The sequence below is a fragment of the Ralstonia sp. 1138 genome (assembly GCF_040544795.1).
Taxonomy (GTDB): Bacteria; Pseudomonadota; Gammaproteobacteria; order Burkholderiales; family Burkholderiaceae; genus Ralstonia; species Ralstonia flatus.
Genome location: NZ_JBEPKQ010000001.1, coordinates 391,477 through 411,282 on the forward strand (window position 1 = coordinate 391,477; position 19,806 = coordinate 411,282).

Annotated in this window: 16 protein-coding genes and 1 riboswitch; of the genes, 10 read left to right on the forward strand and 6 right to left on the reverse strand. The window is 65.6% G+C overall.

Features of this window, described 5'->3' with window-relative positions:
- Position 1 precedes the first annotated feature (1 nt).
- Entirely contained in the window at positions 2-2,164 is a 2,163-nt protein-coding gene (gene acpA / locus ABIC76_RS01665; protein ID WP_354532750.1) for an acid phosphatase, read from the forward strand.
- A gap of 64 nt (positions 2,165-2,228) precedes the next feature.
- On the opposite strand, the gene ABIC76_RS01670 is transcribed toward acpA, so the two are convergent.
- Positions 2,229-2,477: a dodecin gene (locus ABIC76_RS01670; RefSeq protein ID WP_027679112.1), complete on the reverse strand. Its 249-nt coding sequence runs from the start codon at positions 2,475-2,477 to the stop codon at positions 2,229-2,231.
- A 352-nt stretch (positions 2,478-2,829) separates the two neighbouring features.
- Between ABIC76_RS01670 and ABIC76_RS01675 the strand changes: the two genes are divergently transcribed.
- The gene (locus ABIC76_RS01675; protein WP_102066231.1) at positions 2,830-3,111 is read left to right on the forward strand and encodes a hypothetical protein; all 282 of its coding nucleotides are present in this window, start codon (positions 2,830-2,832) and stop codon (positions 3,109-3,111) included.
- Positions 3,112-3,127: 16 nt separating this feature from the next.
- On the opposite strand, the gene ABIC76_RS01680 is transcribed toward ABIC76_RS01675, so the two are convergent.
- Complete coding sequence (locus ABIC76_RS01680) at positions 3,128-3,484, reverse strand: DUF3175 domain-containing protein (RefSeq protein WP_316891275.1); 357 nt, start codon at positions 3,482-3,484, stop codon at positions 3,128-3,130.
- A gap of 152 nt (positions 3,485-3,636) precedes the next feature.
- Here ABIC76_RS01680 and ABIC76_RS01685 point away from each other — a divergent pair, with 152 nt between their 5' ends.
- The 3 genes from ABIC76_RS01685 to ABIC76_RS01695 all read left to right on the forward strand — a co-directional run bounded on the left by ABIC76_RS01685 (position 3,637) and on the right by ABIC76_RS01695 (position 9,822).
- Positions 3,637-4,935 (forward strand): MFS transporter, encoded by a 1,299-nt coding sequence (locus ABIC76_RS01685; RefSeq protein WP_354532751.1) that lies wholly within the window; start codon positions 3,637-3,639, stop codon positions 4,933-4,935.
- A gap of 151 nt (positions 4,936-5,086) precedes the next feature.
- Positions 5,087-7,123 carry an ATP-binding protein gene (locus ABIC76_RS01690; protein WP_374220527.1) on the forward strand — a complete coding sequence of 679 codons (2,037 nt, stop codon included), beginning with the start codon at positions 5,087-5,089 and terminating at the stop codon, positions 7,121-7,123.
- A 269-nt stretch (positions 7,124-7,392) separates the two neighbouring features.
- Positions 7,393-9,822 carry a penicillin acylase family protein gene (locus ABIC76_RS01695; RefSeq protein ID WP_354532752.1) on the forward strand — a complete coding sequence of 810 codons (2,430 nt, stop codon included), beginning with the start codon at positions 7,393-7,395 and terminating at the stop codon, positions 9,820-9,822.
- Between the two features lie 93 nt (positions 9,823-9,915).
- Here ABIC76_RS01695 and ABIC76_RS01700 read toward each other — a convergent pair whose 3' ends face one another.
- Both ABIC76_RS01700 and ABIC76_RS01705 read right to left on the reverse strand, forming a co-directional pair.
- Positions 9,916-10,842: a sugar kinase gene (locus ABIC76_RS01700; protein WP_354532753.1), complete on the reverse strand. Its 927-nt coding sequence runs from the start codon at positions 10,840-10,842 to the stop codon at positions 9,916-9,918.
- Positions 10,843-10,853: 11 nt separating this feature from the next.
- Entirely contained in the window at positions 10,854-12,131 is a 1,278-nt protein-coding gene (locus ABIC76_RS01705; RefSeq protein WP_354532754.1) for an amino acid deaminase, read from the reverse strand.
- Between the two features lie 162 nt (positions 12,132-12,293).
- Here ABIC76_RS01705 and ABIC76_RS01710 point away from each other — a divergent pair, with 162 nt between their 5' ends.
- The 5 genes from ABIC76_RS01710 to ABIC76_RS01730 all read left to right on the forward strand — a co-directional run bounded on the left by ABIC76_RS01710 (position 12,294) and on the right by ABIC76_RS01730 (position 17,183).
- Positions 12,294-13,163, forward strand: coding sequence for a MurR/RpiR family transcriptional regulator (locus tag ABIC76_RS01710; protein WP_354533527.1), 870 nt, complete (start codon positions 12,294-12,296; stop codon positions 13,161-13,163).
- 1 nt (position 13,164) lies between these two features.
- On the forward strand, positions 13,165-14,661 hold the full coding sequence (locus ABIC76_RS01715) for a D-aminoacylase (protein WP_354532755.1): 1,497 nt from the start codon (positions 13,165-13,167) through the stop codon (positions 14,659-14,661).
- Positions 14,662-14,702: 41 nt separating this feature from the next.
- On the forward strand, positions 14,703-15,089 hold the full coding sequence (locus ABIC76_RS01720; RefSeq protein WP_009240594.1) for a RidA family protein: 387 nt from the start codon (positions 14,703-14,705) through the stop codon (positions 15,087-15,089).
- A gap of 80 nt (positions 15,090-15,169) precedes the next feature.
- Positions 15,170-16,522: a GntT/GntP/DsdX family permease gene (locus ABIC76_RS01725; protein ID WP_027679122.1), complete on the forward strand. Its 1,353-nt coding sequence runs from the start codon at positions 15,170-15,172 to the stop codon at positions 16,520-16,522.
- A 34-nt stretch (positions 16,523-16,556) separates the two neighbouring features.
- The gene (locus tag ABIC76_RS01730) at positions 16,557-17,183 is read left to right on the forward strand and encodes a bifunctional 4-hydroxy-2-oxoglutarate aldolase/2-dehydro-3-deoxy-phosphogluconate aldolase (protein WP_354532756.1); all 627 of its coding nucleotides are present in this window, start codon (positions 16,557-16,559) and stop codon (positions 17,181-17,183) included.
- Between the two features lie 34 nt (positions 17,184-17,217).
- Here the strand turns inward: ABIC76_RS01730 and ribB are convergent, their stop codons facing one another.
- The gene (ribB, locus tag ABIC76_RS01735) at positions 17,218-17,943 is read right to left on the reverse strand and encodes a 3,4-dihydroxy-2-butanone-4-phosphate synthase (RefSeq protein WP_354532757.1); all 726 of its coding nucleotides are present in this window, start codon (positions 17,941-17,943) and stop codon (positions 17,218-17,220) included.
- Between the two features lie 126 nt (positions 17,944-18,069).
- Positions 18,070-18,225, reverse strand: a riboswitch (FMN riboswitch).
- A gap of 116 nt (positions 18,226-18,341) precedes the next feature.
- Complete coding sequence (locus tag ABIC76_RS01740) at positions 18,342-19,565, reverse strand: Zn-dependent hydrolase (RefSeq protein WP_354532758.1); 1,224 nt, start codon at positions 19,563-19,565, stop codon at positions 18,342-18,344.
- Positions 19,566-19,806 lie beyond the last annotated feature (241 nt).

A 19,806-nucleotide genomic window follows, 5' to 3' on the forward strand; every position in this document is an offset into this window, starting at 1 on the left:
CATGAGCCGAGCGCTTCGTCTTCTGCCGCTGACCGCGTTGGTCGCGGCCAGCATGTCTGCCTGTGGTGGCAGCGATTCGAACAGCAGTGCCTCCGCGTCCACCTCGGGCGTGGTGACGGGCAGCTACTTCGAGAATGCCAAGGTCTGTATCGACGCCAACAACAATGGCAAATGCGATGCCGGTGAGGCCAGCACGCGCACCGACAAGAACGGCGCATACACGCTGCCGGGCTCGGGCGCGATCACGGTGGAAATCGGCACGGACGCGTTCCGCAATGACCCGGACACCGGCGCCCACACGGCCATCACGCAGCCGCTGGTGTTCCGCGCACCGGCCGGTGCCAACGCCGTCGTCAGCGCCATCTCGACCGAGCTGGCAGCCCTGATGGACAGCAACGGCGGCGACATCAACGCTGCCAAGACGGCACTCGCCGCACGCCTGGGCGTGACCATCGACAAGCTGCTGGAAGACCACAACAAGGAAACCGATGCCGGCACCAAGGCCGCGCTGCAGGCTGAAATCGAGCAGGCGATCGCGCTGATTGCCGATGCCGTGGCCAACGGCGGCGACTTCGGCAAGACGATTCGCGACGGCGTGGCCAAGCGCATGGCGCTGACCAACAACGTCAAAACGATCGTGGTGATCTACGCAGAAAACCGCGGCTTCGACAACCTGTACGGCCTGTTCCCGGGCGCCAACGGCATCCCCGGTGTGAACCCGACTTCGACCGGTACCGCCGTTGCGCAGAAGGACTTCGACGGCTCGGTGCTGCCGACGCTGCCGCCCACTTGGGGTGGCGTGACCGCAGGCGGCCAAAGCGTGCAGATCACACAGGCGTCCACGGCCAACATGCCGAACCAGATGTTCCAGATCGACAGCGCATCGGGCTTCGGCAGCACGGGCACGGTGGTCGGCCAGAACGTCATCACGCGCGACCTGTGGCACCGCTTCTATCAGAACCAGATGCAGATCAACGGTGGCAAGAACGACAAGTTCGCCGCCTTTGCCGATGCCGGTGGCCTGACGATGGGCTACTACGACGGCAGCAAGATGGCCATGTGGAACATCGCCAAGCAATACACGCTGGCGGACAACTTCTTCATGGGCGCGTTCGGCGGTTCGTTCCTGAACCACCAATACCTGATCTGCGCGTGCGCACCGATCTACCCGAATGCCAAGACGTCGCCGGCGGTCAATAGCATCGCCAACGTCAAGACGAATGCAGACGGCAGCCCGACGCTCATCCCGGCCGCAAGCTCGGTGATGGCCGGTGCGCCGACGTCATACGCAGGCGCGGGCGACGATGGCAACGCCACGAAGGACGGCAACCTGACGCCGGTCGACAGCAACGGCAATTCCTACGCCGTCAACACGATGCAGCCGCCGTACCAGCCTTCGGGCAACGCCGTGGCCAGCGGCAACGCGGCTTACGCCGATCCGACCAAGGCCACCACCCTGCCGAAGCAGTCGACCACCAACATCGGTGACCTGCTGACCGCCCGCGGCGTGGACTGGGCCTGGTACGCCGGCGCCTGGAACGCGGCCATCGCCGACGCCCCGAACGCTACGCGCAGCGTGATCTACAGCGGTTCGATCCAGTTCCAGCCGCACCACCAGCCGTTCAACTACTTCAGCCGCTTCGACCCGGCCACGAGCACCGGCGCCGCCGAGCGTGCCGCCCACCTGCGCGACTACGACGCCGCGTTCCTGCAAGACGCCGCCGCAGGCAAGCTGCCCGCCGTCACGTTCTACAAGCCGCAAGGCAACCTGAACCAGCACCCGGGCTATGCCAACGTGACCGACGGCGACGCGCACATCGCCAACGTGATCGCCCAGCTGCAGAAGAGCCCGCAGTGGAAGAACATGGTGATCGTCGTGACGTATGACGAAAACGGCGGCTTCTACGACCACGCCACGGTGCCGAAGGCCGACCGCTGGGGCCCGGGCACGCGTATCCCGGCGATCATCGTCTCGCCGTTCGCCAAGAAGGGTTTCGTTGACCACACCCAGTACGACACGGCTTCGGTCCTGCGCCTGATCACGCACCGCTTCGACCTGCCGACGCTGCCGGGTATCAAGCAACGTGACGCCGCGCTCATCTCCAACGGCAACAAGCCGATGGGCGACCTGACCAACGCGCTGGACTTCACGCAGACGCAATAACGCTGCTGCGCAGTCCCACGAAAAAGGCGGTCGGAGCAATCCTGGCCGCCTTTTTCCTTGCCCGTTATTTGCCCTTCTTCTTGCCGGCGGGCTTTTCGCTCTCCAGCGTCTCGAGCCGCATCCCCACTTTGATCGTCACCTGCCAGTGCGCGATCCTGCCGTCGACCAGGTGGCCGCGTGTTTCCAGCACTTCAAACCAGTCCAGATGCTTGAGCGTTTCGCCCGCACGCGCGATGGCGTTGCGAATCGCGGCATCGCTCGAGTCGGGTGAAGAACCGACCAGCTCGATCATCTTGTAGGTATGGGAACCCATATCGCCTCCTTGTTGGCATGGTTGGAACGTCGGCAGGGTGCTGCAAGGCGCGATGTGCATGCGGATGGTTCGATGCGCGCGCCATGGCACTTACCAGAATGGCACCTGCCCCCGCACCTTGATAGCCCAGATTTGCACGGGGCTGAAAATTCTTGGCGGTTAATTGCGTTTACAAATCTGACAAATCTCGTCAACAGACCGACGCGTGACGTCAAACCCTCGCCGATCCCGCGCCTTTGATGCTTGGCGATGTGCCATTTTTCGGGCGGCCGTACGATGCGGCCACGTCAAACCGGGCTGGTACGGAACCTGCGTTGCGGTGGATACCCGTGTCCCCCAAAGAGGAGGCGCCATGCGCCATCCCGAACAACAAGCATCCGCCTCATACTCGCCGCTGTCGGCCGTGCCGCCGGCACCGCCGGCTTCGCACGACACCGCGCGCCTGATCGCCGAGACCATCCCGTTTCATATCGAACGCGGCGGCCGAAGCATCGAGGCCACCTATTCGACCCGCAACGGCATCGTGACCGTCAAATACCGGGGCAAGACGCTCTCTACCTATTCGCCGCAGGGCGACGAAGCCAACTACAAGGCCGTCGCCCGGCAGCTGCTCAGCGTCATGCTGACCATCTGAGCAACACCGCACTGCCTCATTGCCGGGCCTTGGCCGCGCGCTGCGCCGGGCGGCCAAAGTCGGCACGCAGTGCATCCTTGGCTCGTTCGAGAATCCGGCGCCGCCCGGCGCTGAGGTTGTGCCCCGCCCGATTGATATAGAACGTCAGCATTGACATGGCCGACTGGAATGCCGTCCCCTTGCGCCGCCGGCTGTGCTCGGCGGATGCCTTGAGCGAGGCCGCAATCCGCGCGGGGCTGCGCGACTTGAAGATGTCAGGCTCGATATCCAGCGCGTCGCTGGTTTCCATCACATGGTGCGACCAGCGGTGGGGCTTTGACTTGGCCTCCGATTTGGCCTGCGACGGCTTCGACCGGGTGCGATGCGTGGCCATGATGAAATCTCCTGTAACGATGTACCGGCAGTTCCGCAAGCCGCGTACCCGTGCGGGCGGCTACAGAAGGCGGACTTCCGTTACGATGACGGTCGCTTCACGCCTCCTTTCCGCTTCCTTCATTGATCGCCGGGCTCCGGCGCACATTCAACGTGTCTGGCGACGCCGGTCTTTCCCCCGCTTCCTCTTCCGCCTCTGCGCAAACGCTGTCGCATGCGCCGTTTTCCTACCCCGCCTTCCGGCTGTTCTGGTTCGCCAGACTGTCCACCACGTTCGCGTATCAGATGTTCGGGGTGGCCGTCGGCTGGCAGATCTACGACCTGACGCGCAGCGCCTATGTGCTGGGGCTGGTCGGGCTGGCGCAGTTTCTGCCGTCGGTGGTGCTGGTGCTGGCCTCCGGCCATATTGCGGACCGCTACGACCGGCGGTACGTCGTGCGCGCCTGTCAGGCCATCGAGGCGTTGGTGGCGCTTGCGCTGGCCGTCATGGCAGCGAACGGGCATGCCGGCGTGCAGCCCATCTTCCTGTGCGTGGTCGTGATTGGCGCGATGCGCGCGTTCGAGACGCCGACGCTGCAAGCATTGTTGCCGACGCTGGTGCCGCCGCAGGCGTTGCCGCGCGCCGTGGCGCTGTCCAGCTCTGCCGGGCAGACCGGCGTCATCCTGGGGCCGGCGCTCGGCGGTTTTCTGTACGTGGCCGGGGCGCCCGTGGTGTATGCCACGGCAGCCGGGCTCTTTCTGCTCGCGCACGTATTGCTGGCGCTGGTGCGGATGGAGCGCGCCGTGCCGGTCAGCACGCCGGTGAGCCTCGCATCGCTGTTTGCTGGCATCGCGTTCATCAAGGGGCGGCCGGTGGTGCTGGGTGCCATCTCGCTCGACCTGTTTGCCGTGCTGCTGGGCGGTGCGACGGCGCTGTTGCCGATCTATGCGCGCGACATTCTCGGAACGGGCGCGTGGGGGCTGGGGCTGCTGCGCTCGGCGCCGGCGGTGGGGGCGCTGGGTATGGCGCTCTTCCTCGCACACCGTCCGCTGGATCGGCAGGTCGGCCGGGTGATGTTCGCCGCCGTGGCCGTGTTCGGACTGGCGACGCTGGTGTTCGGGGTGTCGCGCTGGCTGCCGCTGTCGATGCTGGCGCTGGTGGTGCTAGGCGCATCGGACATGATCAGTGTGGTGATCCGCACGTCGCTGGTGCAGCTCGATACGCCCGATGCCATGCGCGGGCGCGTGAGTGCCGTCAACTCCGTGTTCGTGGGTGCGTCCAACCAGTTGGGCGAATTCGAATCGGGCATGCTGGCCGGGTTGCTGGGGCCCGTGGCCTCGGTGGTGATTGGCGGCCTGGGCACGCTGTTGGTGGTGGCCGCCTGGATGCGGCTGTTCCCCGCGCTGACGCGGCGCGACCGCATGCGCGATCCGCACCCGGAACCCGCCGGACACCCCTCTTCAGGGGGATAAACCCGGCAGACCGCGCCACTGCTGGCCTGAGCAAGAATCGGGCGCCGTCTTGCAAGCGTGTCAGCGAAACCCCGATGGCACCGATGGCGACCAGTTCGTATCCTGAGTCACCTTTGGCTGCTCTGCTCTCTGCCCGGTGCTGCAACCGACTGTGACGTCCATTCCGCCCTCCTCGCCCCGCCCGTCGGATACGCGTGCTGCCGGCCCCGCCCGGCTGGCGGACCCCGGTCCCTTCAGCGCCAGCGGGTTCAACGCTGCACCGGCCATTCGCCCTTCGGCATGGCTGGTGGCGATCGGCGCGGCCGCGGTCGGAACCATTGGGCGGGTGCTGCTCGAATCGGCAATGGGCATCCATCTGCCGTTTTATCTGGCGTTTCCCGTGGTGACGATTGCCGCGTGGTACGGCGGCTTCTGGCCGGGCATCCTCGCCATCGTCTGTTACGCAGGGCTGTTCATGGGCCTGGCCGCCTTGCAAAGCTGGCCTGCCGCGGTGCCGCTGACATCGGTCCAGCTGACGGTGTTTGGGGTCGGTGCGCTGCTCATCTGCGCGTTGTGCGAGCAGTTGCGCCGCGCCCGCGCGGGGGCTGAGCGACGCGCGCGGGCTGAAACCCAGCAACGCCTGTCGCAGCAGCGCCTGCTGGCCGCGCTGCAGGCTTCGCCCATTTCGCTGTACGACGTCGACAACACAATGCACTTCACGTGGGTGCACAACCCCGTCTTCGGCCTGCCACCCGAACAGCTGCTGGGACGGACGGTGCGCGAAGTGTTCGGCCGCCGGGCCGCATCGCGCCTGACCGAAGCCGGCCAGCGCGTCATCGCAACGGGTACGCCCACGCGCGTGGAGTTCGCCTTCCGGCGGCGCCACACGCAGCGCGTGGTCTACGACGTGGTAGTCATGCCGCTGCGCGACGACACCGGCGAGATCATCGGCCTGACCAACGCCGTGATCGACATCAGCGAGCGCCGCCAGGCCGAGGCCCGCCGCACGCAACTCCTCGAGGCCGAATCCCGCGCACGCGAAGAAGCCGAGCGCGCCAGCCGCCTGAAAGACGACTTCCTGGCAACCGTCAGCCACGAACTGCGCACGCCGCTCAACGCAGTACTGGGCTGGGCCCAGTTGCTGAACATGCGCGCCTACGATGAGGCGATGTTCAAGCGCGGCATTGAAGCCATCGAGCGCAGCGCGCGCACGCAGGTTCACCTGATCGACGATCTGCTCGACATGTCGGCCATCCTCTCGGGCAAGGTTCCGCTGGAGATCGGCCCCGTGGACCTGGCCGACGTGCTGGAGCGCGCGCGCGAGACCATCGAGCCGATGGCCCGCCAGAAGAACATCACCATCGATACCGAATTCCTGCCCGTGCCGATGCTGCAAGGCGATGCCGGGCGCCTGAAGCAGGTGTTCTGGAACCTGCTGGCCAACGCCGTCAAGTTCACGCCCGAAGGCGGACACATCCGGCTTTCGGTGCATCCGGCGCCCGAAGGTGTCGTCGCCACGGTGCGCGACACCGGCATCGGCATCGAGCCGGCCTTCCTGCCGCATATCTTTGACCGCTTCCAGCAGGCGGACCTGTCCAGCACGCGCCGCCACGGCGGGCTTGGCCTGGGGCTCGCGATTGCCAAGCAGCTCGTCGAGCTGCATCACGGCCGCATCACCGCCGCCAGCAGCGGCGCAGACCGCGGCACCACCATGGCCGTGTCGCTGCCGCTGCATGCCGCGCAACCGGGCGAACAGGCCAACCGCACGCCGGGCCTCGTCGCGGGGACGGGCATGCCGACGCTGGACGGCATCCGCGTGCTGGCGGTGGACGACAACCCCGAATCGCTCGGCGTGATCGCACTGATGCTGGAGCGCTATGGCGCCGAGGTTGTCACCGTACCCAGCGGCGCCGCAGCGCTCGATGCCCTGGAGGAGGCGGCGGCCAACGCCTACCCCTTCGACGCGCTGGTCAGTGACCTCGCCATGCCGGGTATGGACGGCATGCAGCTCGTGCGGGCCGTGCGCGAACGCGGCTTGACCGACCTGCCCGCCATCGCGGTGACGGCATTTGCCGACCCGATCCGCCTCAAGGCAGCGAAGGAAGCCGGCTACCAATCCGTCATCACCAAGCCGATCTTCCCAGGCGAACTGGGCCACGTGCTGGCCGCCAATGTGCATCGCAAGACGGGGCCTGAAACGCTGGCATGACACACCGGTAGCCATGCCTTGACGGAATGGTTGACCGAACAAAAGTCATTGGCGCAGTTCGTTGCGCATCCGCATACTCGATAGCCTGTGCCGATCGGTGGGCATCTCTCCCCTAGCAGTTGCCAGCACCCGCTCAACCGATCGGCCAGCTTGCCCTTCCCATCAGCCGCGCTCGCGGTTGTCTGCCGTATCCATAAGAACGCCCGAATCCTTCCCTGTCCGTGTGGACTGCGCTGGCATGCCGGGCTCAGAGAGGAGACTGCATCGCCATGCCCATCCGTTCGCTTCCTGTTCTGCTGTCGGCCGTTGCGCTCGGCATGTCCGCGCAGGCCCTGGCCAAAGACGCGCCCCAAGCCACCACGCAGACCATCGTCGTACCGGGCCTATCCAAGCCCGCCGACATCCTGATCGACCGCTGGGGCGTGCCGCACATCTATGCCAAGAGCGAAGACGACGGCTTCTTCGCGCAAGGCTTCAATGCTGCGCGAGACCGCCTTTTCCAGATTGACCTGTGGCGCCGCCGGGGTCTGGGCCAACTGTCGGAAGTGTTCGGGCCGGCCTATGTGGAACAGGATCGCGCCACGCGGCTGTTCCTCTATCGCGGTGACATGCAGGTCGAATGGAACCGCTACAGCCCCGACGCGCAGCGCATTGCCACGCGCTTCGTCGCCGGCATCAATGCATATGTCGACTGGCTGGCCCGGCATCCGGAGCAGATGCCGTTCGAATTCCGCAAGCTGAACTACGCGCCCGCGCATTGGGCACCGGAAGACGTGGTGCGCATTCGCAGCCACGGCCTGACGCGCAATCTGCAATCGGAAGTTGCACGCGCCAACGTGGCCTGCAAGGCCAACCTCGCCGACGACACCGTCCGCTTCGGCCTGCAGCCCGCCTGGCAAACCCAGTTGCCCGAAGGCCTGGACCCATGCCTGCCGAAGGATCTGCTGAAGGTGTTCACCCTGGCCACGCAAGGCGTGAAACTCACGCCGGAATCGCTCAAGGGTGTAGACGTCGACAGCACGCGCGTCGCTGCCGCGGCCAACCTCGAAGAGACGATGGAAGGCAGCAACAACTGGGTGATCGCACCGGGCAAATCCACCACCGGCCGCGCCGTGATGGCCAATGACCCGCACCGCGCGTATTCGGCACCGAGCCTGCGCTACATCGCCCACATCAGCACACCCACGCTCGACATCATCGGCGCCGGAGAGCCCTCGCTGCCGGCCGTGTCGATCGGGCATAACGGCCACGTCGCGTTCGGCCTCACCATCTTCAACATCGACCAGGAAGACCTCTACGTCTACGAGCTGAACCCGGCCAACAACAGCGAATACCGCTACAACGGCGGCTGGGAGCCCTTCACCGTGCTGCACGAAACCGTGAAGGTGCGCGGCGGTGACTCCCGCCCCGTCGACCTCACCTTCACGCGCCACGGCCCGGTCATCTACGTCGACGCCGAGAAACATCGCGCCTATGCGGTGCGCTCCGCGTGGCTGTCGCCGGGCATGTCGCCGTATTTCGGCTCGGTCGGCTACATGCGCGCACGCACCTTCGCGCAGTTCAAGCAGTCAATGATGAACTGGGGCGCCCCCACCGAAAACCAGGTCTATGCCGACACGAAGGGCAACATCGGCTGGGTGCCTGGCGGCCTCGCCCCGATCCGCCCCAACTGGGACGGCCTGCTGCCCGTGCCCGGCGACGGCCGCTTCGAATGGGCCGGCTTCTGGCGCGGCGATCAACTGCCCAGCAGCTACAACCCGAAGTCGGGCTACTTTACCTCGTCCAACGAGATGAACCTGCCGGCGGATTATCCGTACCGCGAGCGCAAACTCGGCTTTGAGTGGACCAACGGTTCGCGCCACGCACGCATTGACGAAGTGCTGGCTAGGCTCGACAAGGTGTCGATCGAAGATTCGATGCGCCTGCAGAACGACATGGTGTCGATCCCGGCGCGCAGGCTGATGGCCCTGCTGGCGCCGCTGTCGTCCAACGACGCCGACACGCAGGCCGCGCTCAACCTGCTCAAGGGCTGGAACGCGACGATGCTGGCGGACTCTCCGCAAGCCGCGCTGCATGAGGTCTGGTTTACGCACCACCTTGGCCGCGCATTCAAGAACGCCGTGTTGTCCAAGGCCGGCGCCGAAGCCATGGCAGCGCCTGACACGGCAGTCATGCTCGACACGCTAGAGCACCCGCAAGGCAGCGAACGCAAGTTCGGCGAAGACCCGCAACAAGCCGCCGCCAAGCGTGATGCCGTGCTGCTCGACAGCCTGAAGAATGCGTGGGCCGATATGGTCAAGCGCCAGGGCCCGAACCCGCAAGCGTGGAACTGGGGCCAGCTGCACCACAACCTGAACGCCCACCCGTTCGCCGCCATCGTCGACGAGGCCACGCGCGCCAAACTCAACGTCGGCCCCACGCCTGAAGGCGGCAGCCCCTACACACCCAACCAGTCGACGTATCGCGCGAGCGATTTCCTGCAGACAAACGGCCCGTCGTTCCGCACGGTGGTGGACGTCGGCAACTGGGACAACTCCCGCGCCGTCAACCTGCCCGGTCAGTCCGGCAACCCCGACAGCCCGCACTACCGCGACCTGGCACCGCTATGGCTCAAGGGCGAGTACTTCCCGCTGCTGTATTCGCGCAAGGCTGTGGAAGCCGCAACCGAGTCGCGCGTGCACCTGGTGCCTGGAAAGTAAGCACACGATGCGCAAGCAAAAACGCCACCGCAAATACGCGGTGGCGTTTTTCTTTACCCAACAAGAACACAACTGGGCACCAACAATATCCATTCAGGCAGTCTGCATGGACGCCAACGCCGCCCGCACAACCTCCGCCCGCGGAATCGGCGCCACAGCGCTATACCCCGTCGTAGAAATCGCAGCCGCCACATTGGCATACCGCGCCGCCTCTGCAGGCGAATCCCCGGCAACAATCCGCGCCACAAACGCACCACCAAAGCAGTCCCCAGCCCCGGTCGCATCGACGGCATTGACGGTATGACGCGGCACCAGCGTACGGGACTCCGGTGTGGCCACGTAGCAGCCTTCCGCACCCATCTTGAGCGCTACCAGCTTCACGCCCCAGCCGAGCAGCGTATCGACAATGCCGTCACGGTCATGACAATCGAGCAGCACGGTCACATCGTCCCAACTCGGCAGGCACAGATCGCACGTGCGCATCGCTTCCTGCATCACGGCGCGGGCACGTGCGAGCGGCCACAGGCGCAAGCGCAGGTTGGTGTCAAACGACACCAGCACACCCGCAGCGCGCGCATGCGCCATCGCTGCCAAACCCGCGTCGCACGCGGTGTCGCTGATCGCCAGGCTGATCCCCGACAGGTGAAACGCCTTGGCAGACGCAATCGCCTGCAGCGGCAGTTGCGCGGTTTGGAAGCGGCTCGCAGCCGAGCCTGCACGCAGGTAGTCGAAATGGTGACCACGCGCGTCGTGCGAAACGAAGTACAGGCCGGTGGGCGCCTGCGCATCGGTGTGCACGTAGGTATGGTCGACGCCTTCGTCCTGCCACAGCGCACGCAGCGCCTGGCCGAAGCGGTCGGCGCCCACCGCGCTGATATAACCCGTGCGTGCGCCCTGCCGTGCCGCGGCAATGCAGAAGTTCGACGTATCGCCGCCGAAGCCGAAATTCCACGACGTGCTGCCGGGATCCGCCTGATTGAACTCGATCAGCGCTTCGCCATAGGCGAGGATGTCTGCCATGGGCGCCCCGCTCAGAAGTAGGTCTGCACAACGTCGACCACGTTGTAGGCGTCGTCAACGACAGAAATCTGGCGCCACTTGTCGAAGGTGAGGCACGGGTGCGAGATGTCGAAGGCGATCATGTCGCCGACCTTGATGTCGTCACCCGGGGCGATCTTCAGGTAGGCATGCTGATCCATCATGCCGGTGATTTCCCAGTGCGCCAGCGTGGCCGACGGCGTCTTGTCGCCCGGCCGGAAATGCAACACCGGCAGCGGCAGACCGGCGTCGAATGCAGCATCGCGCTTGCCCAGCGCAATGATGGCGCGCTCGCCCTCGGGCACGGATTGCACATAGGCCCACAGTTGCAGGGCGGGCAGCAGGCTCGAACGCATCTTGTGCGCGATCGGGTTGTTGGCGTCGATACGGGCCTGCGCGGCGCGGTAGATGCCCACGTCGTGCGTCAGATAGCAGCCGGGGCGCAGCACCACATCCAGCGGCTGGCCGATATTGGCCTTGGCGAACTCTTCGGCCACGACGTCGTACCAGGCTGAACCGGCGCCCGTCAGCACGGCCGGCGTGCGCTGGAGGCGCCCGTCCTTTGCAAGGTCACCCATCACCTTTACCGCGCGCTGCAGGAACGTGCGGATATCCGCCTCTTCCTTGATCACGCCTTCATAAACTTCCACGCCGGCAAGCTTGACGGCGCCATCGGCCCGCGTGAGCGCATCGAGCACCGATTGCAGTTGCGCGTCGTCGCGCACGCCCGTACGGCCACCCTGCACGCCCAGTTCGATCAGCACCTGGATCGGGCGCCCCGCCTTGCCGAAGAAGGCGGCAAGCTGATCGACCTGATCCGCCGCATCCACCAGGCAGAAGAACTCGAACGTCGGATCGGCCAGCAACTCGGCCAGGATCGCCATGTTGCGCTTGCCGACCAGCTGGTTGGCCATCAGCACGCGACGCACGCCGTGGGCATACGCAATGCGCGTCTGGTGCGCCGTTGCCAGCGTGATGCCCCACGCACCGCCGGCCAGCTGACGTTGGAACAGGCGCGGCGCCATCGTCGTCTTGCCATGCGGCGCAAGCTTGGCGCCGTATTCGCTCACGAAGCGCTGCATCCATGCGAGGTTGTGCTCCACGCGCGACTGCGAGAGCACCGCCGCGGGCAGGTTCAGGTCTTCGTTCAATACGTTCCACCGCTGGGCAGCGATCTGCTCCGGCGTGCATGCGGCTTCCAACGCACCCAAGCCCTTGTCGAGCGGGTTGACGACGGCGTTGGCGCCTCCTTGGTACTTTGTATCACTCATGGGAATGGACTCGTGTTCCTTTGGGGGTAAACATCGGGTTGACACAATGATAGCGGCGAAACTATTCTCCGGGCCAGCCTGTTACAAAGTACCAAAGCACTCTCAAAGCCGCTATCCGGACGACTACCGGGGGCCAGAATGCGAGACCCTAAGCCCGACCCGATGCGTGAACCGATGGACATCGTGACCCGACTCTCCCAGCGTGCCGCTGAACTGCGCCCCGCGGAGCAAAAGGTCGCGCAGACCGTCCTGAGCGACATTGCAGAAGCCGCCGCCGGCAGCATCCAGACACTCGCCGAACGCGCCGGCGTGAGTGAGGCCAGCGTCACCCGTTTTGCCAAGGCGATGGGTTGCCGCGACGTGCGCGAACTCAAGCTCAAGCTAGCGCAGGCAGCCGCAGTCGGCCAGCGCTTTCTGGATGGCGGTGCGGACCGCCCGCCCTCCAGCGCAGACGGCATCCTGGCCGACATCAGCAATGTGCTGGAGGCCAACCGCGCGCTGGTGCAGCCCGAGGCCTTCCGCACTGCCGCTATCGCACTGGTGGCGGCGCGCATGATTGCCGTGTTCGGCATGGGCGGCGGCTCGACCACCATGGCCGACGAAATGCGCTACCGGCTCGCCCGCCTGGGACGGCCGGTCACCACCTATCATGATTCGATGCTGCAGCGGATGGTCGCGGCCACGCTCAGCCCGGACGACGTGGTGGTCGTGTTTTCCGTGACCGGCCACGTGCCGGAGGTGATCGACAGCGTGACCATCGCGCGCGAGTACGGCGCCCGGATCGTCGCCATCACGGCCATGGGCTCGCCCCTGGCGACGCTGGCCGATGTCTTGCTGCCGATCCAGGCCATGGAAACCGATTTCATCTTCAAGCCGTCGTCATCGCGCTACGCCATGATGATGATGATCGACCTGCTGGCGACCGAGGTCGCGCTGCAGCAGTCCGATCGCAGCAAGGAGCTTTTACGGCGCATCAAGTACGTGCTCGATGCGCATCGCGGCGGCGGCAATCGCCAGCCGCTCGGAGATTGACATGCAGCAGTACGACACCGTCATCCGTCAGGTCCGCATTGTGGACGGCAGCGGCCACGAACCCGAGGCCACGCTGTTCGACGTGGCCATCACCGACGGCCGCATCGCCGCCATCGCCACATCCGACTCCACCGCGTGGCTGGGGGATGAGGAAATCGCCGGCGAGGGCCGCGTCCTTGCTCCTGGCTTCATCGACGTGCATACGCACGACGACACGAACGTGATTCGCACGCCCGACATGCTGTGCAAGGTGTCGCAAGGCATCACGACCGTCATCGTGGGCAACTGCGGCATCAGCGCGTCGCCGGCCACGCTCAAGGGCGAGCCGCCCGACCCGATGAACCTGCTGGGGCCTGCCAGCGCGTTTGCGTATCCGACCTTCGCGTCGTACGTGGACGCCGTCGAGCGCGCGCAACCGGCTGTGAACGTCGCCGCGCTGGTCGGGCACACGGCGCTGCGCAACAACCATCTGGACCGCCTCGACCGCCCCGCCACCGCTAACGAGGTTGAAGGCATGCGCGCGCAGCTGCGCGAGGCGCTCGACCACGGCGCGCTCGGCCTGTCGACCGGCCTGGCCTACGCCAACGCCTTTGCGTCGACCACCGAAGAAGTGATGGGCCTGGCGGAGCCGCTGGCCGAGGCCGGCGCGATCTACACGACGCATCTGCGTACCGAATTTGCGGCGATTCTCGATGCGATGGACGAGGCGTATCGCGTTGGCAAACATGCGCGCGTGCCGATCGTGATCTCGCACCTGAAGTGCGCAGGCGCTGCCAATTGGGGCCGCGCGGGCGAGGTGCTGGAATCCATCGAAGGTGCGCAGCGCTATCAGCCGGTGGGCTGCGACTGCTATCCGTACACCGCAAGCTCGTCCACGCTGGACCTCAAGCAGGTGACGGACGAATTCGACATCTTCATCACGTGGTCGGAGCCCGAACCCAGCATGGCCGGGCAGACGCTCAAGGAGATTGCTGCGGCGTGGGGCACCGACCTGATGGACGCCGCGCGGCGCCTGCAGCCGGCGGGCGCCGTGTACCACAACATGTCGGCGCAGGACCTGGACCGCATCATCACGCACCCCGCCACCGTCATCGGCTCTGACGGCCTGCCGAACGATCCGAAACCGCATCCGCGCCTGTGGGGCGCCTTCCCGCGCGTGCTCGGTTACTACAGCCGGGAGCGCAAGCTGCTCTCGCTTGCAGCCGCCGTCCGCAAGATGACGGGCCAGTCGGCCGAGCGCTTCGGGCTGAGCGAACGCGGCCTCGTGCGCGAAGGCTACTGGGCCGATCTCGTGCTGTTCGATCCGGAAACGGTGCGCGATGTCGCCACCTTTACCGACCCGCAGCAACCGGCGACAGGCATTGCGGCCGTGTGGGTCAACGGCCGTCTGTCGTATGAGGGAGGCGCCACGCAGCCCGCTGTGCGGACACCCGGCGCGGGTCGCTTCCTCAAGCGCGGCCTGCGTGCGCCGGCAACGGCGGCCGCCGAGGTCCACTGAATCCAAGTTTTGTTTGCAAGTTTGAAAGAAGGAACGTAGCGATGACGATTACCCGAATTGGCGTTGAAGGCGGCACCGGCACCGGGGGCCAGCACCTCCCCTTTGCCCGTGCGGCGGGCGCAGACGGCTGGCTGTTTGTGTCGGGCCAGACGCCCATGGTGAACGGCGAGGTGGTCGGCAACGGCATCGTCGAGCAATCGCACCAGACCATCAAGAATGTGCTGGCCATCCTGGCCGAAGCCGGCTACGGGCCCGAGCACGTCGTGCGCTGCGGCGTGTGGCTGGATGATCCGCGCGACTTCCAGTCGTTCAACAAGGTGTTCAAGGAGTACTTCGGCGCCAACCCGCCCGCGCGCGCCTGCGTGGTGTCGAGCATGGTCATCGACTGCAAGGTCGAAGTCGATTGCGTGGCCTACAAGAAGCCGTAATCCGCATTTTCATAAGGGCGCGCTGCACGACGGGGCGCCCAGACAACAAGAGCCGTGAATATCCCTGAGGAGGAAACCCGATGGTCCCGATGCAAGGCAACTCGCTATTGCTGACCGCCGCGCTGGCGGTGGTCGCACTGATCTACCTGATCGCTGTCCAGAAACTGAACCCGTTCGTCACGCTGATCGTCGTCTCGCTCGTGCTGGGCGTGGTGGTTGGCATGCCGATGGGCAATATCGTCAAGGCATTCGAAACCGGGGTGGGCAACACGCTGGGCCACATCGCCCTGGTGGTGGGCCTCGGGACGATGCTCGGCAAGATGATGGCGGAATCAGGCGGGGCCGAGCGCATCGCCAAAACGCTCATCAGTGCCTTTGGCGAGAAGAACGCGCACTGGGCCATGATGGTCGTGGCGTTCATCATCGGCTTGCCGGTGTTCTTCGAAGTCGGCTTCGTGCTGCTGATCCCGATTGCCTTCAACGTGGCCAAGCGCACGGGCACGCCGATCCTGCTGGTGGGCCTTCCGATGGTGGCCGGTCTGTCGGTGGTGCATGGTCTGATCCCGCCGCACCCGGCCGCGCTGCTGGCCGTGACGGCGTATCAGGCCGACATCGGCAAGACCATCATGTATGCGCTGATCGTCGGCCTGCCGACTGCCATCCTGGCCGGTCCGCTGTGGGCGATGCTGGTCTCGCGCTACGTCAAGCCGGACGAGAACAACCCGCTGGCTGCGCAGTTTGTTGAAGCCGACCAGAAGCGCGAGCTGCCGGGCTTTGGCGTGACGCTGTTCACGATCCTGCTGCCGGTGGTGCTGATGCTGATCGGCAGCTGGGCCGACCTGATCGTGCCGCCCAAGACACTGGCAAACGACATCCTGAAGCTGGCCGGCAACTCCGTGATGGCCCTGCTGATTGCCGCCATCGTGAGCTTCTACACGTTCGGCAAGGCACGCGGCTTCAATCGCGACACCATTCTCAAGTTCACCAACGAGTGTCTGGCCCCGATCGCCACGATCACGCTGGTGGTGGGCGCAGGCGGCGGCTTCGGCCAGATCCTGCGTGATTCGGGCGTGTCGAAGGCCATCGTGGCCGTCGCCACCGATGCCCATCTGTCGCCGCTGCTGCTGGGCTGGGTGGTGGCCGTGCTGATCCGCATCGCCACGGGTTCGGCCACGGTGGCCATGACGACCGCCTGCGGTATCGTCGCGCCGATCGCAGCCGCCTCGGGCGCCGCCGTCAAGCCGGAGCTGATGGTGCTGGCCACCGGCGCAGGCTCGCTGATCCTGTCGCACGTGAACGACGGCGGCTTCTGGCTGGTGAAGGAGTACTTCAACCTGACCGTGCCGCAAACCTTCAAGACGTGGACGGTGCTGGAAACCATCATCTCGATCGTCGCGCTGCTGCTCACGCTGGCGCTGGCGACCGTCGTTTAAGCTTGTTCCGTTGAAGTTGATCTAGGAGAACGTTGTGGGTATCGATTCCGTCGTCAAGGCCGGCCCGGTCATCCCGGTGCTGCAGTTCCAATCTGTCGATGAGGGCGTCAAGGTGTGCCGCGCGCTGTACGAGGGCGGTATCCGCACGTTCGAGATCACGATGCGCACGCCGGTGGCGCTCGACGTGATCCGTGCGGTGGTGAAGGACCTGGGCAGCGATGCCATCGTCGGCGCCGGCACGCTCACGCGGCCGGAGCATTTCCAGCAAGCGAAGGATGCGGGTGCAGTGTTCGCGGTGTCGCCGGGCATTACGCCGATGCTGGCCGTGGCACAGGCGAAAGCTGAACTGGACTGGCTGCCGGGCATCGCCACGCCGTCCGAGCTGATCCTGGCACTGGAGTTCAGCCTGACCACGCTGAAGTTCTTCCCGGCCGAAGCGGCTGGCGGCATCCCGATGCTCAAGTCGATCTACGGGCCGTTTGGCGATGTGCGTTTCTGCCCCACCGGCGGGATCACGCCGCAAAGCGCGCCAGACTATCTCGCACTTCCCAACGTGGTGTGCGTGGGCGGCTCGTGGATGGTGCCCAAGGACAAGGTCGCGGCCGGCGACTGGGCAGGCATCACGGCGCTCGCCAAGGAAGCCGCCGCGCTCAAGCGGTAACCAGCGTCACCTCTCTCGCGCGGCCGGCTGGTCGTCAGACAAAGCTGACCGCGCGCTCCATCTGCTCCCGATATTGAACGATGTCTTCAATGGTCAGCACCGGCAGGTTGTGCTGATCGGCGAAGCACACCGCGTCGTCACGGCGCGCCATGGTGCCGTCGGGCAGCATCAGTTCGCATAGCACGGCGGCCGGCGGCAAGCCTGCCAGGCGTGCCAGGTCGACCGAGCCCTCGGTATGACCGCGCCGCGTCAGCACCCCACCCTCCTTTGCCACCAGCGGGAATACGTGCCCCGGGCTGACGACCGATTGCGTATCGGCATCCGGCGCGATCGCCGCGCGGATGGTCGTGATGCGATCCGCCGCCGATACGCCGGTGCTCACGCCGGTGCGGGCTTCGATCGACACCGTGAACGCCGTGCCGTACTGGCTGCGGTTGTCTTCCACCATCGGGCGCAAGCCGAGCGACGCGCTCTTCTCCGCCGTCAGGCACAGGCAGACGATGCCGCTGCATTCGCGAATCAGCATGGCCATGCTGGCCTGCGTGAGCTTGTCGGCGGCGACGATGAGGTCGGCCTCGTTTTCGCGGTCGGCATCGTCGAGCACGACAACGGGCACGCCAAGCCGCACCGCGTCGAGCGCGGCGGCCATGCGCGCGGGCATGTCGGCCGGATCGAAGCGGGCTTCGATGGCGTCAAACGCCACATTCGCAGCAGACAATGCGGGCGGGTGAACTGCAGGGGATTGCTGAGTGGACAACATGGAAACGCTCCTCGCAAGATTGGCGACAAGACGTTCCAGGGCAAGCAGACAAACACGCGCGAGCCATGCAGCGGCGCAGCCCGGCACAAAGCCAGGCGCGCTCCTGCAGCTCGCGCGTGTTGTTCCGCACATCTTCTTCCATCCGGACTCTGACCGTCGGCCCCGGCATCTCACCGGATCTGCTGACCCCTGCATGCAGGCGCATGCAAGGCGCTCGCGGGCTCACGGACGCACGGTCCGCATACCGCCGGTGGGGAATTTCACCCCGCCCTGAAGACGTACTGAACCGGCAGGATTGCCGGCAAACGCAATGCTACCGCAACAAGTTGCAACGATTCGACCCTACTGACGGGTCGGGCAAAGCGCTATGCCGTCATATCGTTATCACGCCATTTCGCTCACCGCGCCCGGGCCAGCATGGCATGCAGCAGCACATCGGCGCCGCGCGTCACATCTTCGGGAAGCGCGTCTTCCGCTTCGTTATGGCTCAGACCGTTGACGCACGGGATGAAGATCATCGCTGTCGGGCAATGCTTGGCAATGTGGATGGCGTCGTGCCCCGCGCCGCTCACGATGCGCTGATGCGGGTAGTCGAGGGCCCCCACCGCATCGGCCACCGCCTTCACGCAAGCGGGGTCGAACGGCGTGGCCGGGCTGACCCAGTGCTGGTCAATCTGCACGGCCAAGCCGCGGCGCTCTGCAATGTCGGCAAAGCGTTCACGCAGCGCGGCCTCCATCTCGGCAATGCGCGCGTCTTCGTGGTGACGCAAATCCACCGTGAACGTGAGATCGGCGGCGATGGTGTTGCGCGAGGCATTGCGGATGCCGAGTTCGCCAATCGTCACGAGTCCATGCGGCGCAAAACTGTCGACCAGCGCTTCCAGCGCGGTCGCCATCTCCGCCGCTGCGAACATCGCGTCGCGCCGGAAACGCATGGGCGTGGTGCCCGCATGGGCGGCCTGGCCCTGCACATGCACATCGAGCCAGCGGATCGCCTGCCCGCCCGTCACCACGCCAATCGGCACGCCGTTCTCTTCCAGGATCGGCCCTTGTTCGATATGCGCCTCGAAGTAGGCGTCGAACGGTGCACCGGGGATGGCACGTTCGCCCGCGTAGCCCGTTGCCGCCAGCGCTTCGGCCACGGAGATGCCCTGCGCATCACGCGAGGCCAAAGCCTGTTCCAGCGGCATGACGCCTGCAAATGCGGCTGAACCCAACATGGCGGGCGTAAAGCGTGCGCCCTCCTCGTTGGTCCACACGACAATCTCGATGGGCTTGTCGGTTTCGATGTCCGCATCGTTGAGCGTGCGCACGACTTCCAGCGCGGCCAGCACACCGTAGACGCCGTCGAAGCGCCCGCCTTCGGGTTGCGTGTCGAGATGACTGCCGCTCGCCACGGGGCGGGCTTGCGCCGATTTGCCGGCACGACGCGCAAACAGATTGCCGACGCGATCGGTGCTCAGCGTCATGCCCGCGTCTTTGCACCAGCGCACGAACAGCGCGCGGCCGGCCGCGTCTTCTTCCGTGAGCGCCAGGCGCCGCACACCGCCTTTTGGCGTGGCACCGACCGCCGCCATTTCCATCAGGCTCGACCACAGCCGCGCCCCGTTGACCTTCAACATGTCTCCATTCCTTTTGCATGCGCGCCGACCGGCTCGGCGCATCCAGCCGCCTTTATCTGGCAATCGCAAAATGCGCGTCAAATTGCGAATGTTTATTCGGCCTATAAATCAGGCAAATACTGCTGGCCCGAAGCGTGCATCCACCCATTGCCCGCGTCGCTCATACGCACCGCAATGGCGCGATCAAGGCGTGCAGCTCCCAATCCCAGGACATAAGCCCGGCTAATACGGGGGAATCAAA

What these genes read in the sequence shown, in the direction of transcription:
- acpA (WP_354532750.1), top strand. Translation starts at nt 2, where the DNA reads ATGAGCCGAGCGCTTCGTCTTCTGCCGCTGACCGCGTTGGTCGCGGCC.
- ABIC76_RS01670 (WP_027679112.1), bottom strand. Translation starts at nt 2,477, where the DNA reads ATGGGTTCCCATACCTACAAGATGATCGAGCTGGTCGGTTCTTCACCC.
- ABIC76_RS01675 (WP_102066231.1), top strand. Translation starts at nt 2,830, where the DNA reads ATGCGCCATCCCGAACAACAAGCATCCGCCTCATACTCGCCGCTGTCG.
- ABIC76_RS01680 (WP_316891275.1), bottom strand. Translation starts at nt 3,484, where the DNA reads ATGGCCACGCATCGCACCCGGTCGAAGCCGTCGCAGGCCAAATCGGAG.
- ABIC76_RS01695 (WP_354532752.1), top strand. Translation starts at nt 7,393, where the DNA reads ATGCCCATCCGTTCGCTTCCTGTTCTGCTGTCGGCCGTTGCGCTCGGC.
- ABIC76_RS01700 (WP_354532753.1), bottom strand. Translation starts at nt 10,842, where the DNA reads ATGGCAGACATCCTCGCCTATGGCGAAGCGCTGATCGAGTTCAATCAG.
- ABIC76_RS01705 (WP_354532754.1), bottom strand. Translation starts at nt 12,131, where the DNA reads ATGAGTGATACAAAGTACCAAGGAGGCGCCAACGCCGTCGTCAACCCG.
- ABIC76_RS01710 (WP_354533527.1), top strand. Translation starts at nt 12,294, where the DNA reads ATGCGTGAACCGATGGACATCGTGACCCGACTCTCCCAGCGTGCCGCT.
- ABIC76_RS01715 (WP_354532755.1), top strand. Translation starts at nt 13,165, where the DNA reads ATGCAGCAGTACGACACCGTCATCCGTCAGGTCCGCATTGTGGACGGC.
- ABIC76_RS01720 (WP_009240594.1), top strand. Translation starts at nt 14,703, where the DNA reads ATGACGATTACCCGAATTGGCGTTGAAGGCGGCACCGGCACCGGGGGC.
- ABIC76_RS01725 (WP_027679122.1), top strand. Translation starts at nt 15,170, where the DNA reads ATGGTCCCGATGCAAGGCAACTCGCTATTGCTGACCGCCGCGCTGGCG.
- ribB (WP_354532757.1), bottom strand. Translation starts at nt 17,943, where the DNA reads ATGTTGTCCACTCAGCAATCCCCTGCAGTTCACCCGCCCGCATTGTCT.
- ABIC76_RS01740 (WP_354532758.1), bottom strand. Translation starts at nt 19,565, where the DNA reads ATGTTGAAGGTCAACGGGGCGCGGCTGTGGTCGAGCCTGATGGAAATG.